The following is a 17,453-nucleotide window of genomic DNA, read 5'->3' on the forward strand; positions in this document are numbered from 1 at the left end:
CTCAACCGGCGACCGGCCGCTCCGCCTGCGGACACATCCACACCAGCCAGGCCGCCAATAAGGCCGGCGTCGCGGCCAGCATGAACAGGCTGGCCAGGCTCCAGTCCTGACGCAGCAACTCGCCGCCCAGCCATGGCCCCAACACCGACCCCACCCTGCCGACGCCCAGGCTCCAGCCCACGCCGGTGGCGCGCAAGGAGGTGGGATAGGCGTTGGCCGCCAGGGCGTTGATCGCCGGCTGGCCGCCCACCACGCAAAAACCGGCGGCGAACAACAGGCCAAACAAGCCGGCCTGCTGCGCGCCCAACTGCCCCAGCATGGCAACGGCCGCCGCCGCCAGCGCGAAGCTTGGCAGCATCACCCGCAAAAAACCCAGCCGGTCTATCCAGATCCCCAACAGCAAAGTGCCGGCCACGCCGCCCAGTTGCAGCGCGGCGCCGGCGAGAATGGCGCTTTGCGTGTCCAACCCGGCGTCCCGCGCCAGGGCCGGCATCCAGTTGGACAGGAAATAGAGCAGAAGCAGATTCAAAAAGCTGAGCGTCCACAGGGTCAGCGTCAGCCGTGCGCGGCCGGCCCGGAATAAATGCGGCAACGACGCGGCGGCGACGGGCTCCCGCAGCGTCAGGCAAGACACCGTCGTCCCGCTCATCGCCGGGTCCAGACGCCGCAACCAGAACAGCGCCTGTTCGCGCCGTTGCCGCGACAACAGAAACTGCAACGACTCCGGCAACTGCCGCCACATCCACAGCGCCAACAGCAGCGGCGCGGCCCCGCCAACCGCAAACACCGCGCGCCAACCGTGGGCAGGAACCAGCCAAGCCGCCAGCAAGCCGCCCAACAGCGCGCCGACGGTGAAGCCGCAGGAAATCAGCATCATCATACTGACCCTGCGCCGGAGCGGACTGTACTCGCCGGCCAGCGCCATCGCGTTCGGCATGATGCCGCCCAGCCCCAGGCCGGTCAGGAAGCGCAGCCACAGCAGGTGCTCCAGTGTGGCGGCGAAGGCGGTGGCCAGCATGCCCAGGCCGAACCACAAAGTGCACAACAGCAGCAAGGCACGGCGGCCGAAGCGGTCCGCCAGCGGACTGAACAGTAAAGCGCCCAGCAGCAAACCAAGCAAGCCGGCGCTGAACACCGGCCCCAAGGACGGTTTGGCCAAGCCCCAATCCGCCAGCAGCGCCGGCGCGACATAGGCCATGGCCTGAACATCGACCCCATCCAGAATCATCAGCAAGCCGCAAAGCAGCAGCAGCCGACGCTGAAACCCGCCCAGCGGCCGCTGATCTAGCCAGACGTCGATCTCCAAACTTGAAGCTTGCGCCATTTCCACCCCCCGTTATGCCAATGGCAAACAAGATGTCCACAAAGCGCCCTCCGGTCAAGCCGCGCCTACAAAAAGCCCACCTTGAGGGTGGGCTTGTCGTCGGTCTGAACCGGATCAGTGTAGCTTCAAAGACGGCCTCGCGGCGCGGCGCAACTTGTCTCCGACATAGAGCAGGCCGGCCAGCACCCAGCCGTGTACAGCCGCTTGGTGCATACGGTACAGAGAGCTGTAGATCAGCTTGGCGCCGCGGCCCTCCACATAGTAGTCGCGCTTGGGGCCAACCACCGCCGCCAAGCTGCCCACCGCGCTGTGCTTGCCCAGCGACACCAGCATGCCCTGTGGCTTGAAGACGAAGGGCTTGCCCTGGCGGCCGGCAACGCGCCGGCTCAGTTCGTCCGCCAGCCAGCGCGCCTGCTGGTGCGCCACCTGGGCGGTGGCCGGCAGATTGCGGCCGCTGTCGCCGTCCGGCGCTTCGGCGCAATCGCCCAGCGCATAGACGCAGGCGGCGCCCTGGCAGCGCAGCCACTTGTCCACCTGCAATTGGTTGATGCGGTTGGTCTGCAGGCCCCCCAAACCGGCCAGCCACCCCGGCGCCTTGACCCCGGCGGCCCAGACAGTGATGTCGGCCGCCACCTTGTCGCCGCCCTGCAGTTCCACGCCATCGGCGTGCACGGCCGCCACCCGGCTGCCGGTCAGCACCTTGATGTTGCGCGCGGCCAATTGCTCCTGAGCATAAGCGGACAAAGACGGCGGCGCGGCGGCCAGGATGCGGTCCGCGCCTTCGATCACGCTGATTTCCACACGCTCCGGCTGCAGGCGCGCGCCGTAATGATGCAGTTCGCACAAGGTGTGGTTCAATTCCGCCGCCAGTTCGACTCCGGTGGCGCCGCCGCCGACGATGGCGATTCCAAGCTTGGCCAGCGGTTGCAAGCCGCTGCTGCAGCGGAAGGCCAGTTCCAACACCCGGTGGCGCAGCTTCTCCGCGTCGTCAGGGGTGTTCAGGAACATCGCGTGCTCGCCGACGCCGGGCGTGCCGAAATCGTTCGCCTCTGCGCCCACCGCCAGCACCAACCAGTCATAGGACACTTCGCGCGGCGGGCTCAGTTGCGCTCCGCCCGCATCGCGCACTTCGGCAAGCTGGATGCTGCGCCGTTCGGTGTCCAACGACTGCATATAGCCGAACTCGAACTCGTAACCGTTGCGATAGCCATGGGCGAAGTAATTGACCTCGTCCTCACCGGTGTTGAGCGCGCCGGTGGCCACCTCGTGCAACAGCGGCTTCCAGATGTGGGTGGGCGAGCCGTCGACCAGCACGACGCGGGCCTTGTGCTGCGCGCCCAGGGTGCGCCCCAGCCGGGTGGCGAGTTCCAGGCCGCCGGCGCCGCCGCCAACGACGACGATGCTGGGCAATGCGGAATTGCGACTTAACATGACAGATCCTTACAAGGTAGAAATCACTAAACAAACGTTCTGGCGGCAACACGCTTGTTTAGGGAGTTCTTGCTTCAGATCAAGGAAGAAGTATGCACAGGCTGGCAGTGCAAGCCAAGATTACACAGCAGAAAAAACCAAAGACATGACGGAGGGGAAAATGGCGAAACCAGCCGCCCGAGACGAAGCCGGCCCGGATTTCGCCATGAAAACCGGGCCGGGTAAGCGTTACGGAAAATGAAGGCATCCGCAGTCTCGCGACTTGAAAACGATCAGTGCTTGCTTGGTTCGTCGCCGATGGACGCTTCCAGTTCGCTCAGTCCCAGAAGCAGCAACTGCTCCAGTTGATTGAAAAAGCCCTCGCACTGGCCGCGTTGCGCCTCGTTCTCGAAATCGATGTCGTCGACGATGCGGCCAAGCAAGCCCAAGCCCACGCAATCCGGATTCGCGGCCAGCCACAGGGCTAATTCATCCGCGGCTTCGCAGCCGATGTCGTGGCCATGTCGCAGTTCCCGCGCCTCCGGCACTTGCCAATAATGAGGCGCAGCGCGGCCAGGGATATAACGGACATAGGGCAAGGCCGTTTCCCTGGCTTCAAGCTCGGACGCCCGATGGCGGAGAGGGGGAGCAAACCAAGATTTCATGATGAAGCCTCCTGTATGGAAGACATCTTTCAGCCCCGCTCACCGCCGCGGGGCGTAGCACTCACGACATGAAGCGTAAACACGCCTTGCGCTCCCAACCGGCTCCGGAGCTCACGCCATGACCCGCAGCCCAGTCTCGGCCAGACGAGCCGGCAGGGTCAAGGCGCGGCGGCCGCTTTCCCCGAGAAAGCTTTCAACGAGCTCTCAAAAGGACGCCTTGGCGACAAACTCCATTTCCTCGCGCGTGATCGGGTGACGCAAAGTCAGCCGCTCCGCGTGCAACAGCAAGCGCTCGGCTTTCGCCAACACCGCCTCCGGCGCGTAGATGTCGTCGCCCAGAATGGGATGGCCCAGATGCAGCATATGCATGCGCAGCTGATGGGCACGGCCGGTCAAGGGCTCCAGTTCCACTCGACTGGTCTGCCGCAAGCCGTCGCGCAGCACTACCCGGTAATGGGTAACGGCCTGCTTGCCGTTCTCGAAATCCACCTTCTGACGCGGGCGGTTCGGCCAGTCAATGATCAGCGGCAGGTCTACGGTGCCGCTGTTCTGTTCGACGATACCGTCCACCACCGCCACATAGCGCTTGTCCACCTTGCGATCCATGAAGGCGATGGATAACTCGCGCTGCATGCTGGCGCCGCGCCCCATCACCACCAGGCCGGATGTCGCCATATCGAGCCTATGCACGGTCAGCGCATCCGGATAAAGCCGCTGAACGCGGCTGATCAAGCAGTCCGCCTTGTCCTCGCCGCGGCCCGGCACCGACAGCAAGCCGGCAGGCTTGTTCAACACCAGGATCGCCTCGTCGGCGTAGATCACGTCTAGGCCTGTGTCCGGCGGCGGATTGTAATGTTCCAGATTATGGCGAATGGTCATGGGGCAATGGAAAGGAAAGCGGAAAAAGGCGGCGATTATCTGCGCTAAACGCTGCTGCGACAAGCTGTTGCCATGATTTTTCGCTAGCGCTGTCTCTTGAAATACACAGCCGGCGGCAGCATTCTCAACATCATCGCCTCCGGCGGCCGCAAGCGTCGCCGGTCTTCCCAGCATAGTCTGAAAAGGAACCGCCGCATGGCAGAACGCTTTTACATCGACCCCTATCAAACCCGGCTGGAAACCCGCGTGGCGCGGCACGACGACGCCGGTCTGGTGCTGGAGGACACGCTTTGCTACCCGCTTGGCGGCGGCCAGCCGGGCGATACCGCCACGCTAAGCTGGGACGGCGGCGGCTGTGCGATAAGCGATACCCGACGAGACCGCGAAACACGCGCCATCGTCCACTTGGTGCCCCCCGATACGCCGCGGCTCGCCGCCGGCACGGCGGTCACCCAGGAACTCGACTGGGCGCGCCGCCATCGCCACATGCGCATTCACACCTGTCTGCACTTATTGTCCGTGGTGATCAAGGCGGGTGTCACCGGCGGCAATCTGAGCGCGGAATCCGGCCGCCTGGATTTCGACTTGCCCGAGGGCATGGAGTTGGACCGCGAGCACATCGAAAACGAGTTGAACCGGCTAGTGGCGGAAGACCGCGCGGTGCGCATCGAAATGAGCAGTGGCGAGGCGCTGCAGCGGCAACCGGAGTTGATAAAGACCATGTCGGTGACGCCGCCGCTCCACCTGCCTGAAATCCGCTTGATCAATATCGACGGCATCGATCTACAGCCCTGCGGCGGCACTCATGTGCGCAGCACCGGCGAGATTGGCCCCGTCGTGGTGAAAAAGATTGAAAGCAAAGGCGCGCGCAACAAGCGGGTGGTAGTGGCGCTACGCGACTAAGAACCTGTTCACGATCTCGCGAGCTAAGGTGAGACAAGGCGAAAACGGCTGAGAAAACGGAGTGTACACACGGTACATGAGCATTTCGAAGCCGTACTCACCGTGTAACGCTCCACGACGCACAACGGATCGTAAACAGCTTCTAAACCCCTGCCGGCGCGGCCAGCCGTTGGCTAATCACGGCCAGTTCGACCTTCAGACTATCGACGAAACGCTCCAGCAACGGAGAGACGGGCCGGTGCAGCGGTCGCACCAGATTGACCGCGAACGGAATGGACACGCTAAAGCGCCTCACGGCGAGGCCCGCGCCGGCGTAATCCAGCGCGGTCAACGGATTAACCACGGCCACGCCAATGCCCTGCCGCGCCATGGCGCATACCGAGGCGGCGCTATGCGTCTCCACCACCATGCGCCGCTTGACCCCCCTCTCGGAGAACACCTGATCCAGCTGTTGCCGATAGCTATCAGCCGCCGCCAGGCTGATGAAGGCTTCGCCCTCGAAGTCTTCTGGCGCCAGCACCGTCTTGCTCAATAAGCGATGCCCTTCCGGCAACACGCACAACTCGTCCGCCTGCAGCAGGGGCTCCACCCTGGTTCCCGCCGGCGCGTGCGCGCTCTCGCTCAAACCCAGGTCATGGCGTTGCGCCGCCAGCCACTCCTCCAACAACGGCGATTCCTGCGGCGCGATGTTCAGGCTGATGCCCGGCGCTTGCGACAAAAAACGCCGACACACCGCCGGCAATAGCGATTGAGCGAAAACCGGCAAACAGACAATCGACAATTGCCCTTGTTCGAACTGGCGAATCGCCGCCGCGCTGCTGACGATGCGCTCCAGGCCCTGATAACTGCGCTGCACTTCCTCGAACAACAGCAACCCCTGCGCGCTAGGCCGCAAGCGGCCGCGGCTGCGCTCGAACAAGGCCATGCCCAGCAATTGTTCACAGCGCGCCAGTTCGCGGCTGACCGTGGGCTGCGAAGTGCGCAGCAAAACGGCCGCCTCGGTAACACTGCCGGTGGTCATCACCGCGCGAAACACTTCGATATGGCGCAGGCTGATGTCCATTCCGCCTCCTCTTAAGCAACTTGGCAATCCATATCATAAATGAAAGAGGTGGCGATAATTTGATATTTTATTTTTGCCGGGGCACGCGCCATGATGCTTCTGTCTGCCACCCCTAGCCAACGCCACGCCATGAAATGCTTTGACGCCCGCCAACTGACCGAACTCGCCCGCCAGTACGGCAGCCCGCTCTGGGTTTACCACGCCGACACCATTCGCCGGCGCATCGCCGAACTGAAGCGCTTCGACGTGATCCGCTATGCGCAAAAAGCCAACTCCAATATCCATATCCTCAGCTTGATGCGAGAACAGGGCGTCAAAGTGGACGCAGTGTCGCTGGGCGAAATCGAGCGCGCGCTCGCCGCCGGCTACAAGGCCGACTCCGCCGAGCCCTCCGACATCGTCTTCACCGCCGACGTGCTGGACCGCGCCACGCTGGAACGCGTGGCGGCCGCGGGCATCGCGGTCAACGCCGGTTCCATCGACATGCTGCGTCAGCTGGGCGCGGTCTCGCCCGGCCATAGGGTCTGGCTGCGCGTCAACCCCGGTTTTGGCCACGGCCATAGCCAGAAAACCAATACAGGCGGCGAGAATAGCAAGCACGGCATCTGGCATGAGCAAGTATCCGACGCGCTGGACGTGATCCGTCAATTCGGCCTTCATCTGGTAGGCCTGCACATGCACATCGGTTCGGGCGTTGATTACGGCCACCTGCAGCAGGTCTGCGGCGCCATGGTCAAGCTGGCGACTGAACTGGGGCACGACATCGAAGCGATCTCCGCCGGCGGCGGCCTGTCCATTCCTTACCGCGACGGCGACGCACGCATCGATACCGCGCATTACTTCGATCTATGGGACGAGGCGCGGCGGCGGATCGCCGCGCATCTGGGGCATCCGGTGCGGCTGGAAATCGAGCCGGGCCGTTTTCTGGTAGCTGAATCCGGCGCTCTGATCACCGAAGTGAGAGCGGTCAAGACCATGGGCAGTCGACGTTTCGTATTGGTGGACGCGGGATTCAACGATTTGATGCGCCCCGCCATGTACGGCAGCCATCACGATATTTCCGTCCTGAGCGTGGACGGAACGGAAAAATCCGGCGAGCGCGCGCCTTGCGTGGTGGCCGGGCCCTTGTGCGAATCGGGGGACGTCTTCACCCAACAGGAAGGCGGCGTGGTGGAAAGCCGCCCACTGCCGGACGCTCAGGTAGGGGATCTGCTGGTGTTTCACGATGCCGGCGCCTACGGCGCCACCATGTCGTCTAACTACAATAGCCGGCCGCTGCTGGCCGAAACCTTGATCGACGGCTCCTCTAGCCGCCTGATCCGCCGCCGCCAAACCATGGCGGAATTGTTGGAGCTGGAACGAGTCTAGGCCTGGATCAACTGAGCTTCAGGTCGTCCAGCGTCTGCTGGAAGGCCTGATAAATATCCTGATAACTGGCGTAGCCGTTGAACACGCCCACCACTTGGGGCGATTGCAAGCCGCGCGCCAGCAATTGCCGGCCGCGGCGCGAGCGCGGGCTCAGCGCGCGCAGCCGCTGGCTGCGCTCGTCCCAATACACCAGCTTGGCTTCGTCCGCGCCCTCCAGCCGTGAAATCAATTTGTCCACCTGCTCCGCCGGTTGCAGCATCATGCGGTGGGAGAGCCTCTTGCCAAGGGCGGATGCATATTCCATGAGTCATGTCCGGTGCTTCGCAGTGGGCCGGCGTGCGATCCATACTGCGGATTGGAAAAACCTTGCCGGCCCATGCCTCCAGAAAGGCAGCCAGCCGGCAACACCTCACATTTTTCTCAATAAGGGAATGCGCCACAATCGGATTAATCTTAAATTCCTGGCGAAAATACTGGCCGGCGAAAATGACAAAAGGGCGTCGAAACGCCCTTTGATACCGCCGTCCCTGGCTGTTCCCGCCTAGTTTTTCAGCACCATATTGTTGATAACGAACTTCACGCCCGGAACTTTTTCGGCAATCTGCCCTGCTTTGAACATTTGCTGGTCGTCGGTCATGCCGCCTTCAATCGTCACCTCACTCTTCTTGCTGCTCACCTTCAAACCAAGCGCCTGCAATTCGGCATCGCCGTTCAAGGCCTGCTGCACGCTGGCGGCCAGCTCCTCATCCGTCGGCGGGGTCTGTTCGGCGTAAGCCGGCAGGCCGGCGGACAGCAAGGTGGTCAACAGCAAGGCGCGGATGCAAAAACGTTTCATCAGATTCTCCAGTGATATGGCTCAAGCCCAAGCTTCAGCGCGAATGTTTTACCGCATACTAGCGAGGAAACTTTTCAATTTTGTTGCCGGTCCATGACAACGCGGCATGACGCTTCCGACCGTTAGCGCCGCCGCAACATTCGCCGCGGGCATCATTGCCCCGTCATGTGCGTCCCAGCGTAAAATCAGACCGAATTTGCAGCGCGTCGCTGCCTTAGCCCTGTTTCAGAGAATCTACCGCATGTTTAGAAAATGGCTGTTGTTACTGCTCGTCGTCGGCCTGGCCGCCTGCTCTACTTCCAGCCCGCCGGGCAAGCCTGGCGGCGCGGCGCGTGAAAGCGACGCGCCCACCTCGCTGCCGGCCTGGAGCCAGCAAGAACTGGGCGATACCCTCGTCGCGCTGAAGCAAAGCTGTAAAGCCATTGCCAGAAAGCCGGGCTGGTCCGAAGTGTGCAGGCAAGCCAACGGCATTGCCGCCGACAACGCTCAGGCTGTGCGCCAATTCTTTGAAAATCGCTTTGCCGCCTGGAAGGTCAACGACGGCGGCCGCGACAGCGGTTTGATCACCGGTTATTACGAGCCGCTGCTCAGCGGCAGCCGGACACGCAGCGAACGCACTCCCTGGCCGGTGTATGGCATTCCAGCGGACTTCTACAGCGTGGACGTTCCGGCCTCCCTCCGCGGCAAATCCAGCCTGACTGCGCGCCGCAGCGGTCCCAACCGGCTGGCGCTGAGCGCGGCCGGCGACATTGAGATCCGCCCCGCCGACTTTCCCGCAGACAGCCGCGGCACGCGGCTGAAAGGCAGACTGGACGGCAAGCGCCTGCTGCCTTATTACACCCGCGCCGAAATCAATCAGGGCAAGGGCGTGGCCAACGCGCCCATCCTGGCCTGGGTCGAAGATCCGGTGGAGTTGTTCTTCCTGCAAGTGCAAGGCTCGGGTCGCATCCAGTTGGACGACGGCAGCTTCATCCACGTCGGCTACGCCGAACAAAACGGTTACGGTTACCAATCGATCGGCAAATGGCTGGTGGACAAGGGGGAGTTGACCCTGGGCGACGCATCGATGCAGGGCATCAAGGACTGGCTGGCCCGCAACCCGCAACGCCGGCAGGAGCTGTTCGCGGTGAACCCCAGCTATGTGTTCTTCAAAAGCTTGCCGGGCGACAACGGCGGGCCAATGGGCGCGCTGGGCGTACCGCTGACCGGGGGCTACAGCATCGCGGTAGACCCGCGCTACATCCCGCTGGGCGCGCCGGTCTACCTGGTCACCACTTGGCCTCACTCCACCCAGCCGTTGACGCGGCTGGTGCACGCACAGGATACCGGCAGCGCGATCAAGGGCGCGGTGCGCGCCGATTTCTTCTGGGGTTACGGCACCGAAGCCGGCATGTACGCCGGCAGAATGAAGCAGCAAGGCAATCTGTGGATGCTGCTGCCCAAAGGCATGAACCCGTCCCAGGCCCTGTAAGCTGTTAAGCTCCCGGCGGCGCGCGCGCGCCAGCGCCGCCGCCTTCTTTTGTTCCCAACAGCCGCAAACCTCGCCCTCCTCCGACGATCCACCCTCTTTGTTCTCTCCGCCCGCGGCTTGGGCGACGCTTCGTCCAAGCTGACGCGGCGAGCGTATTGCCACCTAGCCTCTCCGCATTAGAGCCGGTTCAAAGCCTGCTGCGCGTCGTCTATGCAGCTACGAATCCGCACCAAGAAACCTCTCGCCCTTCCCCTACGCAAGCGCGTCTGTCATGGCCCCTTGCAGTCACAGTCCCATAGAACCCTTTTCAGGCAAGGCTTTCCTGCGTCCAAAGCATTATTCCATTCAAATTATCTTTTATTGAATTTTCCTAATATTGATTTTCATCAAGCGTCGAACAACACGAAATAAATAAGATTTTCGAAATTTTATATTTTTACGTTTTTATTGCTTTGTTCGATGGAGATGAAAATGACGACAATAGATAAGACGCCTCCCAAAATCAGCGTCTTTGCCTTTGTCATGATCACCGCCGCCGTGGTCGTCAGCGTCCGCACGCTGCCAATGACGGCTCAACCGGGGATGATGACGATTTTCCTGACCTTGGCGGCCGCGCTGCTGTTTCTGGTGCCCACCGCCCTGGTGTCCGCTGAACTGGCCACCGCCTGGCCGCAGGATGGCGGCCTGTTCATCTGGGTTCGCGAAGCCTTTGGCGAGCGCATGGGCTTTGTCGCAGTGTGGATGCAGTGGATACAGATGGTGTTCGGCATGACCTCCATCATCATGATCATCGCCGCCACTTTCGCCTATGTGTTCGACCCTGCCCTCGCCAGCAACAAGTTCTACATGCTAGCGATGATCGTGGGCATCTGGTGGGCCTGCACCTTGGTGAACATGCGCGGCGTGAAAACCCTGGGCTGGGTGTCCACCATCTGCGTGAGCCTGGGCGTCTTCATGCCCGGCGTGGTGCTGATCGGTTGCGGCATCGCCTATCTGGCCGGCGGCCATCCCATCATGACCGACGTGTCCTGGAGCTGGAACAACCTGGTCCCCAGCTTTAGCGACAGCGGCACGCTCGGCCTCTTCATCGGCTTCATTTTCGTGGTGATGGGCATGGAGGTGTCCGCGTCCAACGTCTCCGCCATCAAAGACGCCCGGCGCAACTATCCCATTGCCATCATCCTAGTGTCGGTGATCATGGTATTGCTATCCGTGATCGGCTCCGCGGCGATCTTCATAGCCATCCCCAAGGAAAAAATCTCGATGACCGCCGGCTTGATGCAGGCCTTCGAGCTCTACTTCAATCAATGGGGCATGGGCTGGCTGGCTCCTGTCATGGGCCTGTGCATCGGCCTGGGTCTGGTGGGCCAGGTGAACTCCTGGGTGCTGGGCCCGGTGCGCGGCTTGCAAGCCACCGCGGACTCCGGCGCACTGCCCAAATTCCTGCAGACGACCAACCGCCACGGCGTGCCGGTCACTCTGGTGCTGATCCAGGCGGCGGCCATTACCGTCGTCGGCGTGCTGATCACCGTGATGCCGAACGTGGATAACTTCTACTTCATGCTGATGGGCCTGACCGGGCTCGTCTATCTGGTGGCCTATCTGTTCATGTTCTCCGCCGCCATCTACCTGCGTTACAAGCGTCCGGACGTGGAACGCAGCTTCCGAGTGCCCGGAGGCAACGCGGGCATGTGGGTCTGCTCCGGCCTGGGCATCGTCATCTCGCTGCTGGCCGGCTACCTGGGTTTCATCCCGCCGGGCAGCTTCCATGGCTCCTCCCATGAATACCTGCAATTCCAGCTCATCGGGCTCGCCATCATGCTGGTGATTCCCTTCCTTGTGTACGCCTACGGCCAAAAAGCCAGGCACGCCCGCTCCGCCGGCGTTGCGCCGCGCACTTCTCCCGCCAGCAAAGCGCGTCCCGCCGAAGGCAAATGAGCCGCTTACGCCCCCTAAATTACAAGGTTAATCTGTTATGAACACTCCGAACGCCTCCCCGCTTAACGTCGATGCCCTATTCATCGGCCCCAAATCCGAAAACCGCGTGTTCTTCAAGGAAATGATGGAATACGCCGTGTCCGAACACCTGCACTGGCGCGCGGACTTCCATCCGGAAGACCCGGCGCTGGTCACCCCGGTGGAGCAGCACGCCGGCGATTTCCGCCAGACCCTGTACCGAACCGAAGGCATCCTGCGCCAGCTGTCCTCCAAGCTGAAAAACACCTCGGTGCCCTGGTTCTCCCCGCGCTATCTGGGCCACATGAATGCGGACACGCTGATGGTGTCCAACCTGGCCTACGTGATGACCATGATGTACAACCCCAACAACTGCGCGCACGAAGCCTCGCCCACCACCACCGAACTGGAAGTGGAAGCCGGCCTCGACCTGTGCCGGATGTTCGGCTACGACCCCAAACGCAGCTGGGGCCACATCACGTCCGGCGGCACCGTGGCCAACTACGAAGGCATGTGGGTGGCGCGTAATCTGAAGACCATTCCGCTGGCCATCGCCCAGCATGAAAAAGCCCGTGATCTGGTCGCCGGCAAAAGCGAGAAGGAACTGTTGAACCTATCGCCCAGCGCGGTGCTGGACCTGACCGACGAATTGAAAAAGCGTGGCCTGTTCGAAGAAGTACGCGCCTTGTCCTGCCGCGGCGTCGGCATCAAGCAAGGCTCGCTGGGCAAGATCCTGGTGCCGCAATCCAAGCACTACTCGTGGATGAAGGCGATGGACGTGCTGGGCATCGGCCAGGAACACATCGTGCCGCTGCCGGTGGACGAAAACTATCGCACCGACGTCGCCAAGATGCGCGAGATCACCTTCCGCCTGATCAAGGAAGGCCATCCCATCCTAGCCATGGTGTCCGTGGTGGGCACCACGGAGGAAGGCTCGATCGACCATGTCGACGAGGTGATCAAGCTGCGCGCCGAATGCGAACGGAAATACGGCGCCTCCTTCTACGTGCACGTGGACGCGGCCTACGGCGGCTATGTCCGCGCGATGTTCCTCGATGAGGACAACCGCTTCATGGACTACGACGCGCTGCTGGCCCGCTACCGCGCCGAAGACATCATCCCGGCCGGCGTCACCTGGCCCAAGCACGACGTTTACGAAGGCTTCAAAGCAATGGCGGAAGCGGATTCCATCACCGTGGATCCGCACAAGGTGGGCTACATCCAGTACGCGGCCGGCGCCGTCTGCATGAAGGACAAGCGCATCGTCGACCTGATCTCCTACCACGCCGCCTATGTGTTCGAAGAAGTGGACGAAGCCGAAGGCGCCGACACCAAGGTGGTGCTGGGTTCCTCCATCATGGAAGGCTCCAAGGCCGGCGCCACCGCCGCCGCGGTATGGGCGGCCCACCGCCTGGTGCCGCTGAACATCGGCGGCTACGGCAAAGTGATCGGCCGCGGCATCGTGACCGCGGACTGGTTCGCCCAGCGCCTGGCCTCCGCCAAGCCGCTGACCGTTGGCCGCCGCCGTTTCGAAGTGCGCCCCATCATGCACCCGGACTTCCACATGGTGAACTTCACCTTCAAGGAAATCGGCAATGACAGCCTGGAAGACCACAACCGGCTGAACAAGAAGATGTACGAGATCTGCTCCTACGCTTCCGGCCGCACCTACACCAACGATTTCCTGACCTCATCCACCTCTCTGTCCGTGGAAGAGTACGGCGACACCCCTTGGCACTACGTTGCTAGCCGCGGCTTCAGCCGGGCCGAATGGGACAAGGTGGAAAGCGTCTACATCCTGCGCGCCGCCGTGATGACTCACTTCCTGCGCAAAGCAGAGGATTTCGACGCTTACTGGGAACAGCTGCGCGAAGTCTTCGCCGCCAAGCTGGCCCATATCGTGGACATGGAAGACAAAACCGGCGCCGACACCCTGATCGCCGCCTGATCCCCCTCCGCTCCCGGCCTGGCCGGGAGCGTTTTTTTTCATCACCAGACCCAATACCGACTATGAGTTTGTCCGGTTTTTACGAACGCATCCTTCTCTTCATCAAGGATGGTTGAGGATTCCACATGCAAGTCAATTTCAAGGCCATAGGGGCCACCTTGCTGATTTCCGGCACCATGCTGGGCGCCGGCATGCTGGCGCTGCCGCTGGTGTCCGCTGGCATGGGTTTCGGCTACGCCTGCCTGACTCTGTTTCTGATCTGGGCGTTGATGACCTACACCGGCCTGATGCTGCTGGAGGTCTGCTTGTCTTTTCCCGAAGGCTACGGCTTCGACGCCATCGCCCGCTCGCTGTTCAAGGCCAAGGGCAGCTATCTGATCAACACCAGCCTGCTGCTCTTGCTCTACGCGCTCTCCTCCGCCTATATCTCCGGCGGCGGCTCCACCTATCAATCCAGTCTGCACCAGTACCTGGGCCTAAGCCTGTCTCCAGCCCAGGTCTCGCTGGTCTTCACCGTCCTGATCGGCGGCATCGTCTTCGCCAGCACCACGGCGGTGGACAAGGTCAACCGGCTGCTGTTCAGCCTGAACATCCTGATCTTTCTGGCGCTAAGCGCGGTTATCCAGCCCTACGTCGACACCGGCAATCTGTCGGAAAGCACGGATTCGGCCAAATACATGCTGGCGGCCATTCCCATGTTTCTGACCGCCTTCGGGTTTCACGGCAGCGTGCCCAGCATGGTCAAATACCTGGGCCGCGACCAGCCTCGCACGCTGCGCAACGTCTTCATCGCCGGCAGCCTGATCCCCATGGGCGTCTACCTGCTGTGGGTGTTCAACACCCTGGGCACGCTGCCGCGCTATGGCAGCCACAGCTTCCAGGCGATCTCGGCCCATAATGGATCGGTGGGCATGTTTCTGGACGAATTCCACGCGCTGGTGCCCACGCCGCAAGTGCCATCCCTGCTGTCCGCCTTCTCGTCCATCGCGCTGTTCACTTCCTATCTTTGCGTATCGCTCGGCTTGTTCGACGCCATGGCCAGCACTCTGAAACGCGGCGACAGCCTGCGGCAGCGGCTGCAAACCGCGCTGATCACTTATCTGCCGCCGCTGGGCTTCGCGCTGTTCTTCCCCGGCGGCTTCGTCGCCGCGCTGGGCGCCGCCGCCATTTTCCTGGTGGTGCTCGCCATCCTGTTCCCGGCGCTGGCCCTGATCAAACTGCGCCGCCAGGACAACTACCGTCCCGGCTACCAGGTCAGCGGCGGCGGCACCCTGCACTGGGCGATAGGCGGTTCCGGCCTCGCCATCATCTTGTTCCAGATCCTGGTGATGCAAGGACTGCTGCCCGTGTTCTGACGGCGCCTCCGCGCCGTCGTCCGGACGCGCGGCCAGCACGGCCGCGCGCCGCAATCATGGAGGTAAACGAAATGAAGCAATCGACCCTGATCCGGGATCTGCAGCAACGCGGCCTGATCGCGCAGGCCACCGACGCGGACGCGCTCGACGCGCTGCTGTCCCGGGAAACGGTCACCCTGTACTGCGGCTTCGACCCCACCGCCGACAGCCTGCACCTCGGACACTTGGTGCCGCTGCTGCTGCTCAAGCGCTTCCAGATGGCCGGGCACCGCCCTATCGCCCTGGTCGGCGGCGCCACCGGGATGATAGGCGACCCCAGCTTCAAGGCCAGCGAGCGCAAACTCAACACCGCGGAGGTGGTGGCCGGCTGGGTGGACAAGATCCGCCGCCAGGTGGAGCCCTTCCTCCGCTTCGAAGGCGACAACGCCGCGCTGATGGCCAACAACCACGAATGGTTCGCCAGCATGAGCGCGCTGGATTTCCTCCGCGATGTCGGCAAGCATTTCTCAGTCAACGCCATGATCAAGAAGGAATCCGTACAGCAGCGGATCCACCGCGACGATGTCGGCATCTCCTTCACCGAGTTCGCCTACAGCCTGCTCCAGAGCCACGACTACGTTGAACTGAACCGCCGTTTCGGCTGCAAGCTGCAGATCGGCGGCTCCGACCAATGGGGCAACATCACCGCCGGCGTCGACCTGGTCAGACGGGTGAACCAGCAGCAGGCCTTCGGCCTGACCATGCCCTTGATCACCAATAGCGATGGCACCAAGTTCGGCAAGAGCGAAGGCAACGCGGTCTGGCTGGACCCTAACAAGTGCTCGCCCTACGCCTTCTACCAGTTCTGGCTGGGCGCGGCCGACGCCGACGTCTACCGCTTTCTGCGCTACTTCACCTTTTTGTCCAATGAAGAGATCCAGGCCATCGAGGCCGAAGACCGCGCCTCCGGCGGCAAGCCACGGGCTCAGCGCATCCTGGCCGAGCAAGTCACCGAGCTGGTGCACGGTCCGGCCGCGCTCGCCGCCGCTCAGCGGATCACGCTTAGTCTGTTCGACAACGACGTGGAAGGCCTCAGCGCCGCGGACTTTGCTCAACTGGCCCAGGACGGCATGCCGCGGCTGACCCTGCCGCCGCAATCCACCCCGCTAATCGACGCCTTGGCGGCCAGCGGCCTGGCCGCGTCCAAAAGCGAGGCCCGCACGCTGCTGCAAAGCGGCGCGGTCAGCGTTAACGGCGCCAGAACGGAGGCGCTGGAAGCTCGGCTGGAACAGGCCGATCGCCGCCATCAACGCTATACCTTGTTGCGGCGCGGCAAGAAACAGTACTGTCTGTTGATTTGGGAATAAACGCGAGAAACCGCGTGAAACGGCCCGGACGCTGAAGCGCCGGGCTCGCCCCGCCCCAAGCCTGACGGCGAACGGGCGGGGCTGCCGGCCTCGAATCGGCCAGCGAGCTAGCGGGGCTGGAAGGCTTCCGTGCTCAATCCTTCCACCACCTGCATCACGTGGGAATAGTGCTGATCCAGCAATTGCAAGGTCCGGTCCGCATCCCTGGCCAACACGGCCTGCATGATGGCCTGATGCTCGCCCTCGTCGCTGTAACGCTTGGAGGACGGCAAAGCCGGATCAAACCAGATATGCCGATAGCGCTCCAAGCGGTTGTACAAGGACTCCATCATCTCCACAATCACCGGCGAGTGGCTGCCGCTGATGATGGCCAAGTGGAACGCCATGTGGCGGTCCGCCCAGTCCTGAAGATCCACATCCACGTCGTTCAGATCTATTCGGCTCAAACGGTGGTAGCTGGCCAACACCTCCAGTTCCCACGCCTCGTCTCCCTGCTCCAGCGAGCGGCGCACCGCCTCCTCCGCCAGCACTCGGCGCACCAGCAGAATGTCGTAAAGCTCATGGCGGGAAATCGGCGCCACCCAAAAACCGCGCTGCGGCTCCATCACCACGTATTTGCACCAGCTCAGGCGCAACAGCGCTTCCCGGATCGGAGAGCCTCCGGCGTCGTAACGCGCCTTGAGGTCATGCAACAGCAATTTCTGCGACGGGCGGTATACGCCCAACAGAATGTCCCGTCGCAACTCCTGGAATACCTTGTCGGCCAATGTGGCGTTACTGCTTGCCGCCTTTTTTTCCTTCTGTGGCATTCGGTTTTTTCCACATGAGAGCGCGCAATAGCGCGCGAAACGCTAGATAGTAACTGAAAACGACGTCGCATATTGATTTTCCCCATCGGAACAGGGGGGAAATAGCTAAAAGCTACGCCTA

At 62.3% G+C, this 17,453-nt stretch carries 16 protein-coding genes; 8 read left to right on the forward strand and 8 right to left on the reverse strand.

Features of this window, described 5'->3' with window-relative positions:
* Position 1: 1 nt before the first annotated feature.
* Together MOV80_RS07140 and MOV80_RS07145 are read right to left on the reverse strand one after the other, a co-directional pair.
* Entirely contained in the window at positions 2-1,324 is a 1,323-nt protein-coding gene (locus MOV80_RS07140) for an MFS transporter (RefSeq protein ID WP_081574285.1), read from the reverse strand.
* 114 nt (positions 1,325-1,438) lie between these two features.
* Positions 1,439-2,755, reverse strand: coding sequence for an NAD(P)/FAD-dependent oxidoreductase (locus MOV80_RS07145; RefSeq protein WP_019100609.1), 1,317 nt, complete (start codon positions 2,753-2,755; stop codon positions 1,439-1,441).
* Between MOV80_RS07145 and MOV80_RS07150 the strand changes: the two genes are divergently transcribed.
* Complete coding sequence (locus MOV80_RS07150; RefSeq protein WP_162897126.1) at positions 2,754-2,996, forward strand: hypothetical protein; 243 nt, start codon at positions 2,754-2,756, stop codon at positions 2,994-2,996. The genes MOV80_RS07145 and MOV80_RS07150 overlap by 2 nt on opposite strands.
* Positions 2,997-3,027: 31 nt before the next feature.
* Here the strand turns inward: MOV80_RS07150 and MOV80_RS07155 are convergent, their stop codons facing one another.
* Positions 3,028-3,399, reverse strand: a complete 372-nt coding sequence (locus tag MOV80_RS07155; protein WP_162897127.1) for a hypothetical protein — start codon at positions 3,397-3,399, stop codon at positions 3,028-3,030.
* A gap of 204 nt (positions 3,400-3,603) precedes the next feature.
* A complete protein-coding gene (locus MOV80_RS07160) occupies positions 3,604-4,278 on the reverse strand; it encodes a pseudouridine synthase (RefSeq protein ID WP_039753968.1) in 675 nt (224 codons plus the stop codon).
* Positions 4,279-4,473: 195 nt separating this feature from the next.
* Between MOV80_RS07160 and MOV80_RS07165 the strand changes: the two genes are divergently transcribed.
* Positions 4,474-5,181, forward strand: a complete 708-nt coding sequence (locus tag MOV80_RS07165; RefSeq protein ID WP_039753965.1) for an alanyl-tRNA editing protein — start codon at positions 4,474-4,476, stop codon at positions 5,179-5,181.
* A 142-nt stretch (positions 5,182-5,323) separates the two neighbouring features.
* Here the strand turns inward: MOV80_RS07165 and MOV80_RS07170 are convergent, their stop codons facing one another.
* Positions 5,324-6,244: a LysR family transcriptional regulator gene (locus tag MOV80_RS07170; RefSeq protein WP_019100605.1), complete on the reverse strand. Its 921-nt coding sequence runs from the start codon at positions 6,242-6,244 to the stop codon at positions 5,324-5,326.
* Between the two features lie 90 nt (positions 6,245-6,334).
* Between MOV80_RS07170 and lysA the strand changes: the two genes are divergently transcribed.
* Positions 6,335-7,612, forward strand: coding sequence for a diaminopimelate decarboxylase (lysA, locus tag MOV80_RS07175; RefSeq protein WP_240333833.1), 1,278 nt, complete (start codon positions 6,335-6,337; stop codon positions 7,610-7,612).
* A gap of 7 nt (positions 7,613-7,619) precedes the next feature.
* Here lysA and MOV80_RS07180 read toward each other — a convergent pair whose 3' ends face one another.
* Together MOV80_RS07180 and MOV80_RS07185 are read right to left on the reverse strand one after the other, a co-directional pair.
* Positions 7,620-7,916, reverse strand: a complete 297-nt coding sequence (locus tag MOV80_RS07180; protein ID WP_143330252.1) for a hypothetical protein — start codon at positions 7,914-7,916, stop codon at positions 7,620-7,622.
* A gap of 237 nt (positions 7,917-8,153) precedes the next feature.
* A complete protein-coding gene (locus MOV80_RS07185; protein WP_019100602.1) occupies positions 8,154-8,447 on the reverse strand; it encodes a BON domain-containing protein in 294 nt (97 codons plus the stop codon).
* A gap of 241 nt (positions 8,448-8,688) precedes the next feature.
* Between MOV80_RS07185 and MOV80_RS07190 the strand changes: the two genes are divergently transcribed.
* The 5 genes from MOV80_RS07190 (at position 8,689) to tyrS (ending at position 16,523) form a co-directional block, all read left to right on the forward strand.
* Positions 8,689-9,918 carry an MltA domain-containing protein gene (locus tag MOV80_RS07190; protein WP_019100601.1) on the forward strand — a complete coding sequence of 410 codons (1,230 nt, stop codon included), beginning with the start codon at positions 8,689-8,691 and terminating at the stop codon, positions 9,916-9,918.
* 471 nt (positions 9,919-10,389) lie between these two features.
* Positions 10,390-11,856 (forward strand): amino acid permease, encoded by a 1,467-nt coding sequence (locus MOV80_RS07195; protein ID WP_161524267.1) that lies wholly within the window; start codon positions 10,390-10,392, stop codon positions 11,854-11,856.
* Between the two features lie 37 nt (positions 11,857-11,893).
* A complete protein-coding gene (locus MOV80_RS07200; RefSeq protein ID WP_118268318.1) occupies positions 11,894-13,822 on the forward strand; it encodes a pyridoxal-dependent decarboxylase in 1,929 nt (642 codons plus the stop codon).
* Between the two features lie 125 nt (positions 13,823-13,947).
* Entirely contained in the window at positions 13,948-15,177 is a 1,230-nt protein-coding gene (locus MOV80_RS07205) for an aromatic amino acid transport family protein (protein WP_249604962.1), read from the forward strand.
* 71 nt (positions 15,178-15,248) lie between these two features.
* On the forward strand, positions 15,249-16,523 hold the full coding sequence (gene tyrS / locus MOV80_RS07210) for a tyrosine--tRNA ligase (protein ID WP_249604963.1): 1,275 nt from the start codon (positions 15,249-15,251) through the stop codon (positions 16,521-16,523).
* Positions 16,524-16,630: 107 nt separating this feature from the next.
* Here the strand turns inward: tyrS and MOV80_RS07215 are convergent, their stop codons facing one another.
* Positions 16,631-17,332: an FCD domain-containing protein gene (locus MOV80_RS07215; protein ID WP_118268320.1), complete on the reverse strand. Its 702-nt coding sequence runs from the start codon at positions 17,330-17,332 to the stop codon at positions 16,631-16,633.
* Positions 17,333-17,453: the final 121 nt, after the last annotated feature.

This window comes from Chromobacterium sp. IRSSSOUMB001 (genome assembly GCF_023507765.1).
Classification (GTDB): Bacteria; Pseudomonadota; Gammaproteobacteria; order Burkholderiales; family Chromobacteriaceae; genus Chromobacterium; species Chromobacterium haemolyticum.